At 66.9% G+C, this 17,532-nt stretch carries 17 protein-coding genes; 11 read left to right on the plus strand and 6 right to left on the minus strand.

Annotation, left to right across the window (positions count from 1 at the left end):
- The first annotated feature begins 124 nt into the window (after positions 1–124).
- The 8 genes from M6E97_RS24620 (at position 125) to M6E97_RS24655 (ending at position 7,901) form a co-directional block, all read left to right on the plus strand.
- On the plus strand, positions 125–1,132 hold the full coding sequence (locus M6E97_RS24620; protein WP_003097002.1) for a methionine ABC transporter ATP-binding protein: 1,008 nt from the start codon (positions 125–127) through the stop codon (positions 1,130–1,132).
- A complete protein-coding gene (locus tag M6E97_RS24625) occupies positions 1,132–1,809 on the plus strand; it encodes a methionine ABC transporter permease (RefSeq protein WP_003097004.1) in 678 nt (225 codons plus the stop codon). The genes M6E97_RS24620 and M6E97_RS24625 overlap by 1 nt, the downstream gene beginning before the upstream one ends.
- 76 nt (positions 1,810–1,885) lie before the next feature.
- A complete protein-coding gene (locus M6E97_RS24630) occupies positions 1,886–2,668 on the plus strand; it encodes a MetQ/NlpA family ABC transporter substrate-binding protein (protein ID WP_009316033.1) in 783 nt (260 codons plus the stop codon).
- A gap of 202 nt (positions 2,669–2,870) precedes the next feature.
- Positions 2,871–3,728: a transcriptional repressor QapR gene (gene qapR, locus M6E97_RS24635; protein ID WP_003097009.1), complete on the plus strand. Its 858-nt coding sequence runs from the start codon at positions 2,871–2,873 to the stop codon at positions 3,726–3,728.
- A 4-nt stretch (positions 3,729–3,732) separates the two neighbouring features.
- Positions 3,733–4,386, plus strand: coding sequence for an isochorismatase family cysteine hydrolase (locus tag M6E97_RS24640; protein ID WP_003109125.1), 654 nt, complete (start codon positions 3,733–3,735; stop codon positions 4,384–4,386).
- On the plus strand, positions 4,383–5,714 hold the full coding sequence (locus tag M6E97_RS24645; protein ID WP_034005328.1) for a glutamine synthetase family protein: 1,332 nt from the start codon (positions 4,383–4,385) through the stop codon (positions 5,712–5,714). Before M6E97_RS24640 ends, M6E97_RS24645 begins: the two co-directional genes overlap by 4 nt.
- 67 nt (positions 5,715–5,781) lie before the next feature.
- Positions 5,782–6,450 carry an N-formylglutamate amidohydrolase gene (locus tag M6E97_RS24650; protein WP_003136463.1) on the plus strand — a complete coding sequence of 223 codons (669 nt, stop codon included), beginning with the start codon at positions 5,782–5,784 and terminating at the stop codon, positions 6,448–6,450.
- Between the two features lie 101 nt (positions 6,451–6,551).
- Positions 6,552–7,901, plus strand: coding sequence for an APC family permease (locus M6E97_RS24655; RefSeq protein WP_003099715.1), 1,350 nt, complete (start codon positions 6,552–6,554; stop codon positions 7,899–7,901).
- 18 nt (positions 7,902–7,919) lie between these two features.
- On the opposite strand, the gene M6E97_RS24660 is transcribed toward M6E97_RS24655, so the two are convergent.
- Together M6E97_RS24660 and M6E97_RS24665 are read right to left on the minus strand one after the other, a co-directional pair.
- Positions 7,920–9,263: a sigma-54-dependent transcriptional regulator gene (locus M6E97_RS24660; protein ID WP_003142146.1), complete on the minus strand. Its 1,344-nt coding sequence runs from the start codon at positions 9,261–9,263 to the stop codon at positions 7,920–7,922.
- Positions 9,260–11,026 carry a sensor histidine kinase gene (locus tag M6E97_RS24665; protein WP_003097020.1) on the minus strand — a complete coding sequence of 589 codons (1,767 nt, stop codon included), beginning with the start codon at positions 11,024–11,026 and terminating at the stop codon, positions 9,260–9,262. The genes M6E97_RS24660 and M6E97_RS24665 overlap by 4 nt, the downstream gene beginning before the upstream one ends.
- An 81-nt stretch (positions 11,027–11,107) precedes the next feature.
- Here M6E97_RS24665 and poxA point away from each other — a divergent pair, with 81 nt between their 5' ends.
- Both poxA and M6E97_RS24675 read left to right on the plus strand, forming a co-directional pair.
- A complete protein-coding gene (gene poxA, locus M6E97_RS24670; RefSeq protein ID WP_031636916.1) occupies positions 11,108–11,986 on the plus strand; it encodes an alpha/beta hydrolase PoxA in 879 nt (292 codons plus the stop codon).
- Between the two features lie 71 nt (positions 11,987–12,057).
- Positions 12,058–12,846 (plus strand): OXA-50 family oxacillin-hydrolyzing class D beta-lactamase OXA-906, encoded by a 789-nt coding sequence (locus M6E97_RS24675; RefSeq protein ID WP_034005326.1) that lies wholly within the window; start codon positions 12,058–12,060, stop codon positions 12,844–12,846.
- 12 nt (positions 12,847–12,858) lie between these two features.
- Here M6E97_RS24675 and M6E97_RS24680 read toward each other — a convergent pair whose 3' ends face one another.
- The gene (locus M6E97_RS24680) at positions 12,859–13,359 is read right to left on the minus strand and encodes a DUF3301 domain-containing protein (RefSeq protein WP_003121391.1); all 501 of its coding nucleotides are present in this window, start codon (positions 13,357–13,359) and stop codon (positions 12,859–12,861) included.
- A gap of 32 nt (positions 13,360–13,391) precedes the next feature.
- Here M6E97_RS24680 and pdxY point away from each other — a divergent pair, with 32 nt between their 5' ends.
- Positions 13,392–14,258: a pyridoxal kinase PdxY gene (gene pdxY, locus M6E97_RS24685; RefSeq protein ID WP_003109129.1), complete on the plus strand. Its 867-nt coding sequence runs from the start codon at positions 13,392–13,394 to the stop codon at positions 14,256–14,258.
- 37 nt (positions 14,259–14,295) lie between these two features.
- On the opposite strand, the gene M6E97_RS24690 is transcribed toward pdxY, so the two are convergent.
- The 3 genes from M6E97_RS24690 to M6E97_RS24700 form a co-directional block, all read right to left on the minus strand.
- Positions 14,296–14,880, minus strand: a complete 585-nt coding sequence (locus tag M6E97_RS24690) for a YqaA family protein (RefSeq protein ID WP_034005324.1) — start codon at positions 14,878–14,880, stop codon at positions 14,296–14,298.
- A 1-nt stretch (position 14,881) separates the two neighbouring features.
- Positions 14,882–16,585: a YbaL family putative K(+) efflux transporter gene (ybaL, locus tag M6E97_RS24695; protein WP_034005322.1), complete on the minus strand. Its 1,704-nt coding sequence runs from the start codon at positions 16,583–16,585 to the stop codon at positions 14,882–14,884.
- A gap of 378 nt (positions 16,586–16,963) precedes the next feature.
- Positions 16,964–17,446, minus strand: coding sequence for an acyl-CoA thioesterase (locus tag M6E97_RS24700; protein ID WP_003097040.1), 483 nt, complete (start codon positions 17,444–17,446; stop codon positions 16,964–16,966).
- Positions 17,447–17,532 lie beyond the last annotated feature (86 nt).

The raw sequence follows: 17,532 nt of genomic DNA on the forward strand, positions 1-17,532 counted from the left end.
CCAATAAATATTAATAATGCATAAGAAAGCAAGGTAAAATGTTCGGTTTAGCTGACCGCCCATGCTTCCCGCCAAGCCCGTGCTCCAGCCGTAACAGCATCGCCGCACCCACAAGGTTCGCCCAGTGATCGAATTCCACGACGTCCACAAGACCTATCGAGTTGCCGGTCGGGAAATCCCCGCCTTGCAACCGACCCGCCTGAACATCCAGGCCGGGCAGATTTTCGGCCTGATCGGCCATTCCGGTGCCGGCAAGAGCACCCTGCTGCGCCTGATCAACCGCCTCGAGGAGCCCAGCGGCGGCCGCATCCTGGTCGAGGGCGAAGACGTCACCGCCCTCGACGCCGAAGGCCTGCGCCGTTTCCGCCAGCGCGTCGGGATGATCTTCCAGCACTTCAACCTGCTGTCCTCGAAGACCGTCGCCGACAACATCGCCATGCCCCTGCGCCTGGCCGGCGGCTTCAGCCGTGCCGAAGTCGATGCGCGGGTCTCCGAGCTGCTCGCACGGGTCGGCCTGTCCGACCACGCGCGCAAGTATCCGGCCCAGCTCTCCGGCGGACAGAAACAGCGCGTCGGCATCGCTCGCGCCCTGGCCTGCCGGCCGAGCATCCTGCTCTGCGACGAGGCCACCAGCGCCCTCGATCCGCAGACCACCGCCTCGGTCCTGCAACTGCTGGCGGAAATCAATCGCGAGCTGAAGCTGACCATCGTCCTCATCACCCACGAGATGGACGTGATCCGTCGTGTCTGCGACCAGGTCGCGGTCATGGACGGCGGCGCCATCGTCGAGCAGGGCGATGTCGCCGATGTCTTCCTCCATCCGCAGCACCCGACCACCCGCCGCTTCGTGTTCGAGGCCGAACGGGTCGACGAAGACGAGCGTCACGACGATTTCGCCCACGTGCCGGGTCTCATCCTGCGCCTGACCTTCCGCGGCGAAGCCACCTATGCGCCACTGCTGGGCACCGTGGCGCGGCAGACCGGGGTCGACTACAGCATCCTTTCCGGACGCATCGACCGCATCAAGGACACGCCCTACGGCCAGTTGACCCTGGCCCTGGTCGGCGGTGACCTGGAAGCCGCCATGAGCCAGTTGAACGCCGCTGACGTACATGTGGAGGTACTGCGCTGATGGACTTCTTCGAAACCATGAGCTTCGCCAACATCGACTGGTACGAAATCTGGCTGGCCAGCGTCGACACCTTCTGGATGCTCGGCGGTTCGCTGCTGTTCACGGTGGTCCTCGGCCTGCCCCTCGGCGTCCTGCTGTTCCTTACCGGGCCACGGCAGATGTTCGAGCAGAAGGCGGTCTACACCCTGCTCTCGCTAGTGGTGAACATCCTCCGTTCGTTGCCGTTCATCATCCTGCTGATCGTGATGATCCCGCTGACCGTACTGATCACCGGTACCTCGCTGGGCGTCGCCGGGGCCATCCCGCCGCTGGTGGTGGGCGCCACGCCGTTCTTCGCGCGCCTGGTGGAAACCGCGCTGCGCGAGGTCGACAAGGGCATCATTGAGGCAACCCAGGCGATGGGCGCCAGCACCCGGCAGATCATCTGGAACGCCCTGCTGCCGGAAGCCCGGCCGGGCATCATCGCCGCCATCACCGTCACCGCCATCACCCTGGTCTCGTACACCGCGATGGCCGGAGTGGTCGGCGCCGGCGGGCTGGGCGACCTGGCGATCCGCTTCGGCTATCAGCGCTTCCAGACCGACGTGATGGTGGTCACCGTGGTGATGCTGCTGATCCTCGTCCAGATTCTGCAAACCGTGGGCGACAAGCTGGTGGTGCACTTCTCGCGCAAGTAAGCTTGCCGGCCAAGCCCAAAACCCTGAGCGCCGCGGTTATCCACAGCCGCCAGGAACACCTCGAAAGGAGTTGAAGATGAAAAAACTGCTTGCTGCTTTCTCCGCTGTCGCGGCGCTCGGCCTCACCGCCGCCCAGGCCGCCGAGACCCTCACCGTCGCGGCCACCCCGGTGCCGCACGCGGAGATCCTCAATGTGGTCAAGCCGCTGCTGGCCAAGGAAGGCGTGGAACTGAAGGTCAAGGAGTTCACCGACTACGTGCAGCCGAACGTGCAGGTCTCGGAAAAGCGCCTGGACGCCAACTTCTTCCAGCACCAGCCGTACCTCGATGAGTTCAACAAGGCCAAGGGCACCGACCTGGTCGCCGTGACCGGCGTACACATCGAGCCGCTGGGCGCCTACTCGAGCAAGTACAAGAAGCTCGACGAACTGCCTTCCGGCGCTACCGTGGTGATCCCCAACGACGCCACCAACGGCGGCCGCGCCCTGCTCCTGCTGGACAAGGCTGGGGTGATCAAGCTCAAGGACAACAAGAGCATCACCGCCACGCCGAAGGACATCGTCGACAATCCGAAGAACATCAAGATCCGCGAACTGGAAGCCGCGACCCTGCCGCGCGTGCTGACCCAGGTCGACATGGCGCTGATCAATACCAACTACGCCCTGGAAGCCAAGCTGAACCCGACCAAGGATGCGCTGGCCATCGAAGGCAGCGACTCGCCCTACGTGAACATCCTCGTCGCGCGGCCGGACAACAAGGACAGCGACGCCATGCAGAAGCTGGCCAAGGCCCTGCACAGCGCCGAGGTCAAGCAGTTCATCCAGGAGAAATACAAAGGCGCGGTGGTGCCGGCGTTCTGAGCCACGCTGCGTAACCGCCCCTGGAAAAAGCCCGGTCTTCGACCGGGCTTTTTCGTTTCCGGCCCGGCCGCACGTCTGCCTGCCGTGCCACGACAGCGGTCATTCGGTCGTTTTCGGGGAATGTAGTGAAAAAAACATTCCGTCACATATTGAACAATCTGAAAAATTCACTACACAATCGACCCACCTTCGAGGATGCCCCATGCAAGAACTAAAACAACGCCTGGCCTCCCCGCCCGCCGAACTGACGCCCGCGGAGCGCAAGGTGGTGCGTGCCCTGCTCGATGACTACCCGCGCCTCGGCCTCGGCCCGATGACGCGCCTGGCCCGGCACGCCGGAGTCAGCGACCCGACGATCATGCGCCTGGTGAAAAAGCTCGGCTTCGCCGGCTACGGCGACTTCCAGGAAGCGCTGCTGGCCGACGTCGACGACCGCCTGCGCTCGCCGCGCACCCTGCTCGCCGAACGCCGCGAGCGGATGGGCCGCGACGACACCTGGGCGCGCTACCTCGACCAGGCTGGCCAGAGCCTGCAACAGACCCTCGGCCTGACCCGCCCCGATGACATCCAGCGCCTCGCCGACTGGCTGCTCGACAGCCGCCTGCGCGTGCACTGCCACGGCGGACGCTTCAGCCGTTTCCTCGCCGGCTACCTGGTCACCCATCTGCGCCTGCTGCGCCCGCAATGCCGATTGCTCGACGACGGCGCCCTGCTCCCCGACCAGCTCTACGACCTCGGCCGCCAGGACCTGCTGGTCCTGTTCGACTATCGCCGCTACCAGAGCCAGGCCCAGCACGTGGCCCAGGCCGCCAAGGCACGCGGCACACGGCTGGTGCTGTTCACCGACATCTACGCCTCGCCGCTGCGCGAACACGCCGACCTGATCGTCAGTTCGCCAGTGGAATCCGCCTCGCCCTTCGACTCGCTGGTGCCGGCCATGGCCCAGGTCGAGGCACTGGTAGCGACCCTGGTGGCGCGCATGGGCGCGCCGCTCGACGAACGCCTGGAGGGCATCGACCAGCTCCGCAACGCGTTCAGCAGTCATCTTCTGGAGGAATGACCCGATGTTCAGCCTGCCCCACCACTCGCCGCGCGACCTGCCGTTCGGCCGCCGGCAGACCGCCATCCTGTTCGTCGACATGCAGCGCGCCTGGGTCGAGCCGGGGCGCGACCCGCACGTCGATCCGCAGGCGGCCGGCTACTTCTACGAGCGCGTGCAGAACCAGGTGATCCCCAACCAGCAGCGCCTGCTCGGGGCCATGCGCGCAGTGGACGAGAACGTCCTGCACACCATCATCGAGAGCCTCACCGCCGATGGCCGCGACCGCTCGCTGGATCACAAGCTGTCGGAGATGCACCTGCCCAAGGGCAGCCCGGACGCCAGGGTGATCGACGCCCTGGAGCCGACCGCCAACGAGATCGTGCTGCCGAAGACCTCTTCCGGCGTTTTCAACTCCACCGCCATCGACTACGTACTGCGCAACCTCGGCACCCGCCACCTGATCGTCTGCGGGGTGGTCACCGACCAGTGCGTGGACATGGCCGTGCGCGATGCCGCCGACCGCGGCTACCTGGTCACCCTGGTCGAGGATGCCTGTGCCACCCATACCCCGGAACGCCACCAGGCCTGCCTGGAAGCGATCAAGGGCTACTGCTGGATCAGCGACACCGAGACCGTCCTGCAACGCATCGCCGCCCTCGGCCGGAGCAACCTGTGAACCGCCTGCAGCCGGTACGCCTGGTCAGCTTCGTCACCACCGACCTGGCCGGCTTCACCCGCGGGCGCTCGCTGCCCCTGGCGACCCTGGAAGAGCAACTGGCCAGCGGTTGCGGCTGGGTACCGGCGAACAGCTCGCTGACCCCGCAGGACCTGATCGACGAGAGCAGCCCCTGGGGCAGCCACGGCGACCTGCGCCTGCTGCCCGACCCGAACAGCCGGGTGCGCGTCGAGCAGGGTCCCGACGCCGCTGCGCCGGCGCTCGACTACCTGCACGGCAACCTGGTGGAAACCGACGGCAAGCCGTGGCCGGCCTGCCCGCGCGGCCTGCTGCTGGCCGAGGTGGAGCGCTATCGCGACAGCGGCCTGCAGGTCATCGCGGCGTTCGAACACGAATTCAGCCTGCTCGGCCTGCCCGGCGAGCGTCCGGCCGCGGCGTTTTCGCTGCAGGCCCAGCGTGCCGCCGGGCAGTTCCCCGGCTGGCTGGTCAGCGCCCTGGCCCAGGCCGGCACCGAGCCGGAGATGTTCCTCCCCGAATACGGCCAGCGCCAGTACGAGGTCACCTGCCGCCCGGCGCAGGGCGTGGTCGCCGCCGACCGCGCGGTGAACGTCCGCGAGGTCACTCGCGAAGTGGCGCGGCAGATGGGCCTGCGTACCTGCTTCGCACCGCTGCCGGCACCCGGCGCGGTGACCAACGGGGTGCACCTGCACCTGAGCCTGCAACATGCCGACGGCAGCCCGCTGCTGTACGAGCCCGGTCGACCCAACGATCTCTCCGAACTCGGCGAGCACTGGGCCGCCGGCGTGCTCGCGCACCTGCCAGCGCTGTGCGCGCTGACCGCGCCTACCGCCGCCTCCTACCTGCGCCTGAAACCCCACCACTGGAGCGCCGCCTACGCCTGCCTGGGACTGCGCAACCGCGAAGCGGCGCTGCGCATCTGCCCGGTGGTGAGCGTCGGCGGCAAGCCGCTGGGCAAGCAGTACAACCTGGAATTCCGGCCGATGGACGCCACCGCCTGTCCGCACCTGGCGATGGCCGCGGTGCTGATCGCCGGCCGCCTGGGCATCGAACGACGTCTGCCGCTGCGCGCCCTGGCCGATGTCGATCCGCACGGCCTCAGCGACGAAGAGCGCCAGGCCCGCGGCATCCAGGCCCTGCCGGCGACCCTCGGCGATGCGCTCGACTGCCTGCAGCGCGACGAGACGCTCTGCGCCGAGCTGCCAAATCCGCTGCTGGACACTTACCTCGCCATGAAGCGCCACGAACTGGCACTGACGGCGGGCCTTTCCGACGACGACCTGTGCCGCCACTATGCCGAGCTTTACTGACAACCCCGAACTCGGCATCTACCAGCTGCCACCCTACCGCCTGCTCAACCCCGAAGGGCGCAGCCCGGTGGTCCTGGTCTGCGAGCACGCCAGCCGGCACATCCCGCTGGAGTTGCAGCGCCTCGGCCTGGACCAGGCCGCGGCGGAAGAACACATCGCCTGGGATATCGGCGCCCTGGCGCTGGCCGAAGAGCTTTCCCGGCGGCTCGACGCGCCATTGCTGGCGGCCGGCTACTCGCGCCTGCTGATCGACCTGAACCGACCGCTGGAGGCACCCGACAGCATTCCGCCGCACAGCGAGATCTACCCGGTTCCCGGCAACCGCGAGCTGTCCGAGACGGTGCGCCGCTATCGCCAGGATTGCCTGTTCCATCCGTTCCACCAGCGCCTGACGCAACTGCTCGACGAGCGCCAGGCCGCCGGCGTGCCGACCCGCGTGGTCGGCGTGCACAGTTTTACCCCGGTGTACCACGGCAGACCCCGCCCGCTGGTTGCCGGGGTGCTTTATCGCAACGCCGGCGCCTACGCCGGGCGCATCCTCGACGGTTTGCGCCGGCACGGCCTGGAAGTCGCCGGCAACCAGCCCTATGCGATCGACCCGGCGGAAGACACTACCGTTCCGGTGCATGGCGACGCACGCGGTCTGGAAGCGGTGCTGCTGGAGATCCGCAACGATGGATTGCGCACGCCGGATGCGGTGAGCGCCTGGGCCGAGCGTCTGTATCCCTGGCTCTGATGCGATGACCGGCGCCGCCGGTCGCCAATAACGAGAAAGAGGCCCGCTTCGCGTGCGGCGCCGATAACGACAATACGCTGCCTTTTCCCGAGGAGCCCGTCATGGCCATCGAACAGTTCGGATACCGGCAACAGCTGCGCCGCAGCCTGTCCCTGAGCGACCTGATCATCTACGGGATGATCTTCATGATCCCCATCGCCCCGTTCGGGGTCTACGGCTGGGTCCATGCCGACGCCCACGGCATGGTGCCGATGGCCTACCTGGTGGGCATGCTGGCGATGCTCTTCACCGCCCTCAGCTACGGAGCCATGGCCAAGGCCTTTCCGATTGCCGGCTCGGTGTATTCCTACGCCCAGCGCGGCATCCACCCCCATGTCGGCTTCATCGCCGGCTGGGTGCTGCTGCTCGACTACCTGCTGATCCCGCCGCTGCTCTACGTGTTCAGCGCGCTGGCGCTGAACCACTTGTTCCCGGCGATCCCCAAGCTGGCCTGGATGCTGCTGTTCCTGGTCTCGGCGACCCTGGTCAACCTGCGCGGCATCACCTTCGCCGCCCGCGCCAACCTGTTGTTCCTGATCGGAGAGCTGGTGGTCCTGGCGATCTTCCTGGTGGTCGGCTACCAGGCGCTGGAAGGCGGCCTGGGCAACGGCCGGCTGACCCTCGAGCCGCTGTATCGCCCGGAGGCCTTCGATCTCGGCCTGGTGATGAAGGCCGCCTCGATCGCCGTACTGTCGTTCCTCGGCTTCGACGCCATCTCCACCCTCGCCGAGGAGGTCAAGGGCGATCCCGCGCGACAGATCGGCCGCGCCGCGCTGATCGCGCTGTTCATCATGGGCGGCATCTTCATCGCGCAGACCTGGCTGGCCACCGACCTCGCCGCCGGGATGAACTTCAAGTCGGCGGACACCGCCTTCTACGAGATCGCCGAAGCGGCCGGTGGCCAGTGGCTGTCGATGCTGACAGCGGTAGCCACCGCGCTGGCCTGGGGTGTCACCGTGTCGATCACCTCGCAGGCAGCGGTCTCGCGCCTGCTCTACTCGATGGCCCGCGACGGCAGGCTGCCGCGCGCGCTGGCCAGGGTCCATCCGCGCTACCAGACGCCGCACGTCAGCCTGTACCTGGTGGCGGTGCTGTCGCTGGGAATCGGCTGGGCCTTCCTCGACGCACCGGACGTGCTCACCTCACTGGTGAACTTCGGTGCCCTCACCGGCTTCTGCCTGCTGCACCTGAGCGTGATCAACCACTACTACCGCCGCCAGCGCTCCGGCCAGTGGTTGCGGCATCTACTGTTCCCGCTGGTGGGCCTGGCGATCATCGCCTACGTGCTGTACAGCATGAGCCTCGACGCACAGTTGCTCGGACTGGCCTGGATCGCGGTGGGGCTGGTCTACCTGGCGTTGCTGCAACGCGGCGGGCGCCAGGCGCCAACGGAGTTGGCCAAGGATCTCTGACGCCTCGCGAGGGCTGCTTCAGGCCGGCTCTTCACCGACGAAATCGCTGCGGCTGAGGCCATGCCGCAGCATCTTTTCGTTGAGTGTCCGACGCGGCAGTTGCAGCAACTCCATCACCGCCTTGATGTCCCCGCGGCACTGGCCGAGCGCCTGGCGCAAGCACTCCGCCTCGAAGGCTTCCATGCGTTCCGCCAGCCCCGAGGTGAGGCCGCCGCCTTCCTCCGCGTCCCCGCGCTCCAGGCCGAGGACATGACGCTCGGCGGCGTTGGCCAGCTCGCGTACATTGCCCGGCCAGTCGTGGGCCATCAGCCGCGCCAGTTCCGCCGGCGCGGCGGGCTGCGGCTCGCGGCCGAGGCGCTGGCTGGCAACGCTGGCGAAATGTTCGAAGAGCAGCGGGATGTCCTCGCGACGCTCGCGGATCGGCGGCAGGCGCAGCTCGGCGACGTTCAGGCGATACACCAGGTCCTCGCGGAAGCGTCCGGCACGTGCTTCGGCCAGCAGGTCGGGCTTGGTCGCGGCAATCACCCGCAGGTCGACGTGGATACTCTGGTTCGAGCCGAGCCGCTCCAGTTGCTGCTCCTGCAGGACGCGCAGCAGCTTGACCTGCTGCGCCAACGGCATGCTTTCGATCTCGTCGAGGAACAGGGTGCCGCCATGGGCATGCTCGAGCTTGCCGATGCGCTTGCCCTGCGCGCCGGTGAAGGCACCGCTCTCATGACCGAACAGCTCGCTCTCGAACAGTTGCTCGGGAATCGCCGCGCAGTTCAGCGCCACGAACGGCTTGTCGGCGCGCGGCCCGAAGTCGTGCAGGCAGCGGGCAACCAGTTCCTTGCCGCTGCCGGTCTCACCACGGATCAGGACGTTCACCGGGGTCGGCGCCAGGGCCAGAACCTGCCGGCGCAACGCTTCCATCGGCTTGGACACGCCGAGCAGACGCGCATCGACCTGGTCCTTGAGACTGGCCTGCTCCTTCAGGCGCCGGTTCTCCAGCACCAGGCGGCGCTTTTCCAGCGCGCGCCGCAAACTGCCGAGCAGGCGCTCGGGCGTGAAGGGTTTCTCGATGAAGTCGTAGGCGCCCTGGCGCATGGCCTCCACCGCCATCGGCACGTCGCCGTGCCCGGTGACCACGATCACCGGCAGGTCGCGATCAACCGCCTGCAGGTTGGCGAGCAGTTGCAGGCCGTCCATGCCGGGCATGCGCACATCGCTGATGACCACCCCGGCGAAGGACTTGTCCAACGCTTCCAGGCATTCCTCGGCGCGCAGGCACAGGCGCACCTCGAAGCCGGACAGCTCCAGCCATTGCTGCACCGCTTCGCGGATCGTCGCTTCGTCGTCGACGAAGATCACCTGGTCGCTCATGTCGTTACGCTCGTGTCATCGGGGGCCGCCGGCAGGATCAGGCTGAACACCGCTCCCGCTTCGGCATTGGCGACCTGCAGGCGGCCGCCGAGTTCGTGGACGATCCCATAGGATACCGCCAGGCCGAGGCCGAGTCCCTCTCCCACCGGCTTGGTGGTGAAGAACGGATCGAAGACGCTGCCCAGGTGCTCGGCGGGAATCCCGCCGCCGTTGTCGGCGACGCTCAGCACCCAGTCGCCACCAAGCCGTTGCAGGGCCAGGCGGATCCATGGCCGCTCCTGGCCGGCAACGGCATCCAGGGCGTTGCGCAGCAGGTTGACCAGCACCTGTTCCAGGCGGATCGCGTCACCCATCACCCAGGCCGGCCAGAGCAGCGCCTGCTCGATCTCCACCCGTTCGGCGCGGATTCGCGGCAGCAACAACTGCTGCGCCTGTTCGACCACGTGACCCAACTCGATACGCTCGCGCAGGCCGCCGGCGCTCTTGCGCGCGAAGGTCTTCAGGTGGCCGGTGAGCGCGGCCATGCGTTCGAGCATCTGGTCGATGCGCGGCAACGCCTGGCGCGCCTCGTCGTGGCGTCCGGCGTCGAGCAGCAGGCGCAGGCTGGCCAGTTGCATGCGCTGGGCGGTGAGCGGCTGGTTGATCTCATGGGCCAGGGCCGCCGACATCTGCCCCAGGGCGGCCAGCTTGGCCGCCTGCACCAGGCCGTCCTGCGCGGTACGCAGGTCGGCGGTGCGCTGCTCGACCAGGCGCTCCAGCTCCTCCCGGCTACGTTGCCGCAGGCGGGCGATACGCCAGCGCTGGTGCAGGAACAAGCCGAGGAAGACCAGCGCCAGCCAAGTGCCGGCGGCGGCCAGGCGCGCGGTGGCGACGTCGTCCTGGATGCTCGCGGTGTCGCGCAGTAAGTGGAGGGTCCAGCCGTCGTTGGGCAGGTCCAGCGATTGCCAGAGGTAGTCCTTCTCGCCGTCGGCGCTTTCCACCCGCGCCAGACGGCTGTCTTCGCCGTAGCTGCGCAAGGTCTGGTGGCGCAGGGGTGTCAGGGGCTGGCGATCGTATTGCCGGGTCTCCGCCAGTTCGAAGCGGTCCACGGTATCCAGCGGTTCCAGTTCGCGGTAGCGCCAACCGGCGTGGTTGGCGAGGAACACGATGCCCTTGGCGTCGCTGGCCAGGACCAGGTCGGGGGTCTGGTTCCACTGCCGTTCCAGATCGGGAAACTCCAGCTTGACCACGATTGCGCCCAGGAAGCTGCCGTCCTCAGCGCGCACCGCGTGGGACAGGAAATAACCGGGAATCCCGCTGATCACCCCGACCGCATAGAAACGTCCGGAGCCTTGGGCGATGGTCTGGCGGAAATAGGGACGGAAACCGTAGTTGTGGCCCACGTAGCTGGTCGGCAGGTTCCAGTTGCTCGCCGCCACGGCCAGCCCGGTACGGTCGAGCAGCTCCAGGGTGGAGGAGCGGGCGGCCAGGTTGATGCTTTCCAGCTTGAGGTTGAGGCGCTGCTGCAACTCGCCGTCGATCGGCCCGGCCAGCGCCGCGCGCAGATCCGGATCCAGCGCCAGTACCGCCGGCAGGCTGCGGAAGCGTTCGATCAGGGTCTGCAGCGAGCCGGCGTAGAGGTCCAGCTGCTTGCGCACCTGTTCGCCCTCGGCGCGTAGCGCCTGCTGCCGCGCCTGGCGTCCCGCCCAGTCCATGGACAGCAGCAGGCCGCCGAGCAGCGGCAACAACAGCAGGAACAGGCGCAGCGGACGGGACAAGGACATCGGCGGATCGAAACGGCGGCGGGAAGCGGCGACGATAGCACGGCGCCCGGTTACACTGCGCGCCGTACGAGGAGTCTGCCCATGTCGCTATCCCCCTGGTCCCATTCCTGCTCCGCCGGTTTCACCCTGCGCGGCTGGCGCAGCGAACCGAGCGGCAAGCCGTTGCTGCATTTCCTCCATGGCAACGGCTTCTGCGGCCGCACCTACGAACCGATGCTGCGTCTGTTGGCGGAGGATTTCGACCTCTGGCTGTGCGACATCCAGGGCCACGGCGAAAGCGACCATGGCGGCCGCTTCCACGGCTGGAACCGCAACGCCGAGATGGCGGTGGAGGCCTTCGAGGCCGGGCGCGGTCCCTATGGCGATGTCCAGCGACTGGCCTGCGGGCACAGCTTCGGCGGCGTCCTCAGCAGCCTCGTCCTGGCCCGCCATCCCACCCTGTTCGCCCGCGCCGTGCTGCTCGACCCGGTACTGTTCACCCCGGCGATGATCGGCGTGATGGCGCTTTCCGAGACCCTCGGCCTGCAATTGCGCGGCAGCCTGGCGAAGAAGGCGCGCCTGCGCCGCAGCCAGTGGCCGGATCGCGCAGCCGCCTACGCCGGCTTGCGCGGCCGCGGTATCTTCAAGGGCTGGACCGACGAGGCGCTGTGGGCCTACGTGGAATATGCGCTGAAGGAGAGCGACGGCGGAGTCGAGCTGAAGTGCCGGCCAAGCCGCGAAGCGGAGATCTTCAGTTCCTTCCCCAGGCGGCTGTGGCCGTCGCTGGGCAAGATCACCACGCCGACCCGCGTGCTCTACGGTGACCGCACCTACCCTTTCGTCGCCAAGTCGGTGGCGCGCTGGTGCTCGCTCAACCCCCAGGTCAGCGCCCACGCGGTGGTCGGCGGCCACTGCTTCATGCAGGAAGACCCGGCCGATGCCGCCGAACGCGTACGCGACTTTCTCCTGCCCAATCCATGAACGCTCCTTCCGTGGGGAATCCGGCGCTCATCCATCGGTCCCAGGGAGGATGACCCCCACAGGACCGAGCCATGCGCCCTCTCCTCTTCAGCGCCCTTCTCCTGCTCTCCGGGCATGCCCAGGCCAGCGAATGGAACGACAGCCACGCCGTGGACAAGCTATTCGGCGCGGCCGGGGTGAAAGGCACCTTCGTCCTCTACGATGTGCAGCGGCAGCGCTATGTCGGCCATGACCGGGAGCGCGCGGAAACTCGCTTCGTTCCTGCCTCCACCTACAAGGTGGCGAACAGCCTGATTGGCTTATCCACAGGGGCGGTTAGATCCGCCGACGAGGTTCTTCCCTATGGCGGCAAGCCCCAGCGCTTCAAGGCCTGGGAGCACGACATGAGCCTGCGCGACGCGATCAAGGCATCGAACGTACCGGTCTACCAGGAACTGGCGCGGCGCATCGGCCTGGAGCGGATGCGCGCCAATGTCTCGCACCTGGGTTATGGCAACGCGGAAATCGGCCAGGTTGTGGATAACTTCTGGTTGGTGGGACCGCTGAAGATCAGCGCGATGGAACAGACCCGCTTTCTGCTCCGACTGGCGCAGGGAGAATTGCCATTCCCCGCCCCGGTGCAGTCCACCGTGCGCGCCATGACCCTGCTGGAAAGCGGCCCGGGCTGGGAGCTGCACGGCAAGACCGGCTGGTGCTTCGACTGCACGCCGGAACTCGGCTGGTGGGTGGGCTGGGTGAAGCGCAACGAGCGGCTCTACGGCTTCGCCCTGAACATCGACATGCCCGGCGGCGAGGCCGACATCGGCAAGCGCGTCGAACTGGGCAAGGCCAGTCTCAAGGCTCTCGGGATACTGCCCTGACGCTCTGCCGCCTCAGTCGCCGACCTTTTTCTGCCGGGACTGCCGCCACTCGTCGAGGCGAATCACCTCGGCGCTATGCACCGGCGGGTTGTCGACCTCGGCGGCCGCCTCGAAGCGATGCGGGGCCAATTCGATGGCGCCGAGGTGATAGCCATACATGACGATGCGCCCGGCGTAGCGTTCCTCGCCGCTGACGGTGAATTCGAAACCGAACTCGCGGCTCAGCCGCCACTGACCACGGTGGTCACGGGCCAGGCGCAGGCGCCGGCGCGCGACATTCTCGTCGAGCAGTTCCACGCCCTGCTTGGCGCAATGCTGCTTGGCCAGCAGCAACGCCCGCTCGCGCACGCCATGGGCGCGCCACCACCAGGCTGCGGCGGCGCCCAACAGGAGCATGACGAAAAGGTTACCCAGGGTCACGAGCGGAATCCGGTGTAGGGGGACGGCCAGCTTACCCGTTCTCCCGGCAGGCAGCGAGTGGGGGGTGTTTTCGCCATGTGAATTAGCCCCCATACTGCGCCGACTCAGCTGTAGGAAGTCGTCTCATGCCACGTACGCCCCACCTGCTCGCCATCCAGTCCCATGTGGTCTTCGGCCACGCCGGCAATGCCGCGGCGGTGTTCCCGATGCAGCGCATCGGAATCAACGTCTGGCCGTTGAACACGGTGCAATTCTCCAACCACACCCAGTACGGTCAATGGACCGGGCAGGTGCTGCCGCCGGAGCAGATTCCGGCTCTGGTGGACGGTATTGCCGGCATCGGCGAACTGGGCAACTGCGACGCAGTGCTGTCCGGCTATCTCGGCAGCGCCGCCCAGGGCCGCGCCATTCTCGACGTGGTGGCACGGATCAAACAGGCCAACCCTCGGGCGTTGTACCTCTGCGACCCGGTCATGGGCCACCCGGAAAAAGGCTGCATCGTGGCCCCGGAAGTCAGCGACTTCCTGCTGGAAGAAGCCGCCGCGGTCGCCGACTACCTGTGCCCCAACCAGTTGGAGCTGGACAGCTTCTGCGACCGCCAGCCGAACTCCCTCGCCGACTGCGTGGAAATGGCACGGAGCCTGCTGGCACGCGGTCCCAGGGCAATCCTGGTAAAGCACCTGAACTATCCGGGCAAGGCCGGCGACACCTTCGAGATGCTACTGGTGGCCGCCGATCAGGCCTGGCACCTGCAACGCCCGCTGCTGGCCTTCCCGCGGCAACCGGTCGGAGTCGGCGACCTGGCCTCGGGGCTGTTCCTCTCTCGCCTGCTGCTCGGCGACGACTTGCGTAACGCCTTCGAATTCACCGGCGCCGCGGTCCATGAAGTGCTGCTGGAAACCCAGGCCTGCGGCAGCTACGAGCTGGAGCTGGTGCGGGCGCAGGATCGGATCGCACACCCAAGGGTTCGTTTCGACGCAGTGCGCCTTTAGTCTCCATCCCAGTGGGTGAAAATCATCCACAGGCAGCTCAAAGAACGTATTTCCCCAGCATCAACCCACCGACCACCATCACCGCCATCAGCACGAAAGCCATGCCCAGGCGCCGCTCGATCAGGGTCTTCAGGCGTGGGCCAGCCCAGAACAGCAAAGCGCAGGTAGCGGCGAAGCGCAGGCTGCGGGCGACAAGGCTGAGGCCGACGAACAGCCAGAGGTCGAGCTGGGTCACTCCGCTGGTAATGGTGATCACCTTGTACGGCAGCGGCGTGAAGCCGCCGCCCAGCAGCACCATCAGCCAGCCCAGTTCGTTGTAGCGTTCGGCGACCTGTTCGAAGTTCTCCAGCAAGCCGTAGAACGCCAGGATCGGCATGGCCACGCTCTCGAACAGCAGCAAGCCGATGAAATAGCCGGCGATGCCGCCCAGCACCGAGCTGATCGCGCAGATCGTCGCGTAGCGCCAGGCCTTGGCCCGGTTGGCCAGGACCATCGGCACCAGCAAGGCGTCCGGCGCAATCGGGAAGAACGAGCTTTCGGCGAAGGTCACCCCGCCCAGGGCCAGCTCCGCGCGGGGATGGCCGGCCAGGCGCAGGGTCCAGTCGTAGAGACGGCGCAACATGTCAGGCCGACTGCGGCAGCGGTGCGTCGGCGCCGCGCTCGTCACGGTCGAGTCCCAGGCGATGGACCATGCCGCAGGCGATCTCGCGCTCGCCCATGATCACCAGGTTGGCGCCGTTCTGCTCCAGGTAGTCCACCTCGGCGTCGAAATGCGCCCGGGCGACGATGTCCAGCGGCGGGTTCACCGCGCGGGCGTGGCTGGCGATCTGCCCGGCCTCGAAGCCGTTGGGAATGGCGATCAGCAACCAGCGCGCCTCGGCGATGTTGGCCAGTTCCAGCACGCCGGGACTGGCGGCATTGCCGAGGACCACGCTGTAGCCCTGTTCGCGCAGTTCGTCGGCCTTGTCGCGCTTGTCCACCACCACCACGAAGGGCGTCCCGGCGGCGCGCAGGCGAGCGCTGACCAACCCGCCAACCCGGCCATGACCGATCAGCACCGCATGTTCGCGCTCCAGGATCGGCGGCGGCAGGTCCTGCGCCGGCATCTCGCGGACCCCGCCAGCGGCCTCCGCCAGGCGCTGCTCCTTGCGTTGCTGCAGGCGATCGATGGCGATGAACAGCAGCGGATTGACCAGGATCGACAGGATCGCCCCGGCCAGCACCAGGTCGCGGCTCTGCTCCGGCACCAGTTCGAGGCCGATGCCCAGGCCGATGAGAATGAAGGAAAACTCGCCGATCTGCGCCAGGCTGGCGGCGATCACCAGTGCGGTGCTGTTCGGATGGCCGAAAGCGCGGACGATCAGGTAGGCGGCCACCGACTTGCCGAAGACGATGACCAGGAAAGTGGCCAGGACCGTCAGCGGCTCCTGCAACAGGATCATCGGATTGAACAGCATCCCCACCGAGACGAAGAACAGCACCGCGAAAGCGTCGCGCAGCGGCAACGAGTTCTCCGCCGCCTCGTGGCTGAGCTCGGACTCGTTGAGAATCATCCCGGCGAAGAAGGCGCCTAGCGCGAAGGACACCCCGAACAGCACCGCCGAGCCATAGGCGATGCCCAGGGCAATGGCCAGCACGGCCAGGGTGAAGAGCTCCCGCGAACCGCTGGCGGCGACCCTCTCCAGCACCCAGGGCACCACCCGGCGACCGCCGAAGATCATCAGGGCGACGAAGGCGGCGACCTTGCCCAGGGTAATCAGCAGCGGCCAGAGCAGACCGGCGTCGCCGCCGTCGGTCTTGCCGCCGAGGGTGCCGGCGAGCGCCGGCAGGAGTACCAGGGTCAGGACCATCGCCAGGTCCTCGACGATCAGCCAGCCGATGGCGATCCTGCCACGCTTGGTGTCCAGCAACTGGCGCTGCTCCAGGGCGCGCAACAGCACCACGGTACTGGCCACCGACAGGCTCAGGCCGAATACCAGGCCGCCGCCGAAGCTCCAGCCGAGCAGCTTGGCCAGGCCGATGCCAAGCAGCGTGGCGACGCCGATCTGCACCAGCGCCCCGGGAATGGCGATGGCCTTCACCGAGAGCAGGTCCTTGAGCGAGAAGTGCAGGCCGACGCCGAACATCAGCAGGATCACGCCGAGTTCGGCGATTTCCTGCGACAGCGCCTGGTCGGCGACATAACCGGGAGTGAACGGCCCGGCCAGAACACCTGCGAGCAAGTAGCCGACCAGCGGCGAAATGCGCAGGCGATTGGCCAGGGCCCCGAAGAGGAAGGCGAGGACGAACCCCGCGGCGAGTGTGGTGAGTAACGGCGTATGGTGCATCAGGACTCCCGGCAACACGGGGAACGCGTCCTCCGCGGCCTGGCCGGCGGACGACGACGTTCGAAATGGATCACGGACCCGCGCCCGTGACGGCAAGGCGGAAAGGTTTTCCGCCAACGGAGCCGGGCAGAGCGACCGGCCCATGGCATTCGAGCGACCCGACGGCGGCTATGGTTCCTGGCGAAACCCGGCGCGATACCGACAGGTTAACCCGTTGACGTTGCTGGAGTTTTAACAGGCACGCCGGTTTCTTATCAAGAAATGTCAGGAATGGACGCCAGCAGAGGCAAACTTCTGCGTTTTCTTATGAAAAGCTGCGAAAATTCGCGAAACGGCATCAGGTCCGAAGCGGGCTCGACCGGACACCGGCAGCCTTCTTCATCCGTCTTCGCGAATCGCCTGGTAGCGGGCCTCCAGCTCCGCGCGCAGCTGGCGGCGTTGCTGGGCCTGGGCGAAGCGGCGCTTCTGCTCGGCGGTTTCCAACTCCAGCGGACGGACGGCCACCGGCTTGCGCTCGTCATCCAGGGCGACCATGGTGAAGAAACAGCTGTTGGTATGACGCACGGACTGCTCGCGGATGTTTTCGGTGATGACCTTGACGCCGATCTCCATGGAAGTCCGCCCGGTGTAGTTGACCGAAGCGAGGAAGGTCACCAGTTCGCCGACATGCACCGGCTCGCGGAAGATCACCTGATCCACCGACAGGGTCACCACGTAGCGACCGGCATAGCGACTGGCGCATGCATAGGCGACTTCGTCGAGATACTTCAGGAGGGTACCGCCATGGACATTGCCGGAGAAATTGGCCATGTCCGGGGTCATCAGCACGGTCATCGACAGTTGGTTGTTTCCGGGTTGCATAGCGCTTTTTCTCTCATCAGGACGGGCGGGGGACACCATAGACGCAAACGAAGACGGCAGCGGCCACAAATTTTCAATCGTCATGA

Origin of the sequence: Pseudomonas sp. B111, from assembly GCF_026428275.1 — a bacterium.
In the GTDB taxonomy this organism is placed as follows: domain Bacteria; phylum Pseudomonadota; class Gammaproteobacteria; order Pseudomonadales; family Pseudomonadaceae; genus Pseudomonas; species Pseudomonas aeruginosa.

Excerpts from the sequence above, each read along its gene's own strand:
- M6E97_RS24660 (WP_003142146.1), bottom strand. The coding sequence starts at position 9,263 with ATGAGCGACCAGGTGATCTTCGTCGACGACGAAGCGACGATCCGCGAA.
- M6E97_RS24675 (WP_034005326.1), top strand. The coding sequence starts at position 12,058 with ATGCGCCCTCTCCTCTTCAGCGCCCTTCTCCTGCTCTCCGGGCATGCC.
- qapR (WP_003097009.1), top strand. The coding sequence starts at position 2,871 with ATGCAAGAACTAAAACAACGCCTGGCCTCCCCGCCCGCCGAACTGACG.
- M6E97_RS24665 (WP_003097020.1), bottom strand. The coding sequence starts at position 11,026 with ATGTCCTTGTCCCGTCCGCTGCGCCTGTTCCTGCTGTTGTTGCCGCTG.
- poxA (WP_031636916.1), top strand. The coding sequence starts at position 11,108 with ATGTCGCTATCCCCCTGGTCCCATTCCTGCTCCGCCGGTTTCACCCTG.
- M6E97_RS24630 (WP_009316033.1), top strand. The coding sequence starts at position 1,886 with ATGAAAAAACTGCTTGCTGCTTTCTCCGCTGTCGCGGCGCTCGGCCTC.
- M6E97_RS24625 (WP_003097004.1), top strand. The coding sequence starts at position 1,132 with ATGGACTTCTTCGAAACCATGAGCTTCGCCAACATCGACTGGTACGAA.
- pdxY (WP_003109129.1), top strand. The coding sequence starts at position 13,392 with ATGCCACGTACGCCCCACCTGCTCGCCATCCAGTCCCATGTGGTCTTC.
- M6E97_RS24690 (WP_034005324.1), bottom strand. The coding sequence starts at position 14,880 with ATGTTGCGCCGTCTCTACGACTGGACCCTGCGCCTGGCCGGCCATCCC.
- M6E97_RS24655 (WP_003099715.1), top strand. The coding sequence starts at position 6,552 with ATGGCCATCGAACAGTTCGGATACCGGCAACAGCTGCGCCGCAGCCTG.
- ybaL (WP_034005322.1), bottom strand. The coding sequence starts at position 16,585 with ATGCACCATACGCCGTTACTCACCACACTCGCCGCGGGGTTCGTCCTC.
- M6E97_RS24640 (WP_003109125.1), top strand. The coding sequence starts at position 3,733 with ATGTTCAGCCTGCCCCACCACTCGCCGCGCGACCTGCCGTTCGGCCGC.
- M6E97_RS24680 (WP_003121391.1), bottom strand. The coding sequence starts at position 13,359 with ATGGGGGCTAATTCACATGGCGAAAACACCCCCCACTCGCTGCCTGCC.
- M6E97_RS24700 (WP_003097040.1), bottom strand. The coding sequence starts at position 17,446 with ATGCAACCCGGAAACAACCAACTGTCGATGACCGTGCTGATGACCCCG.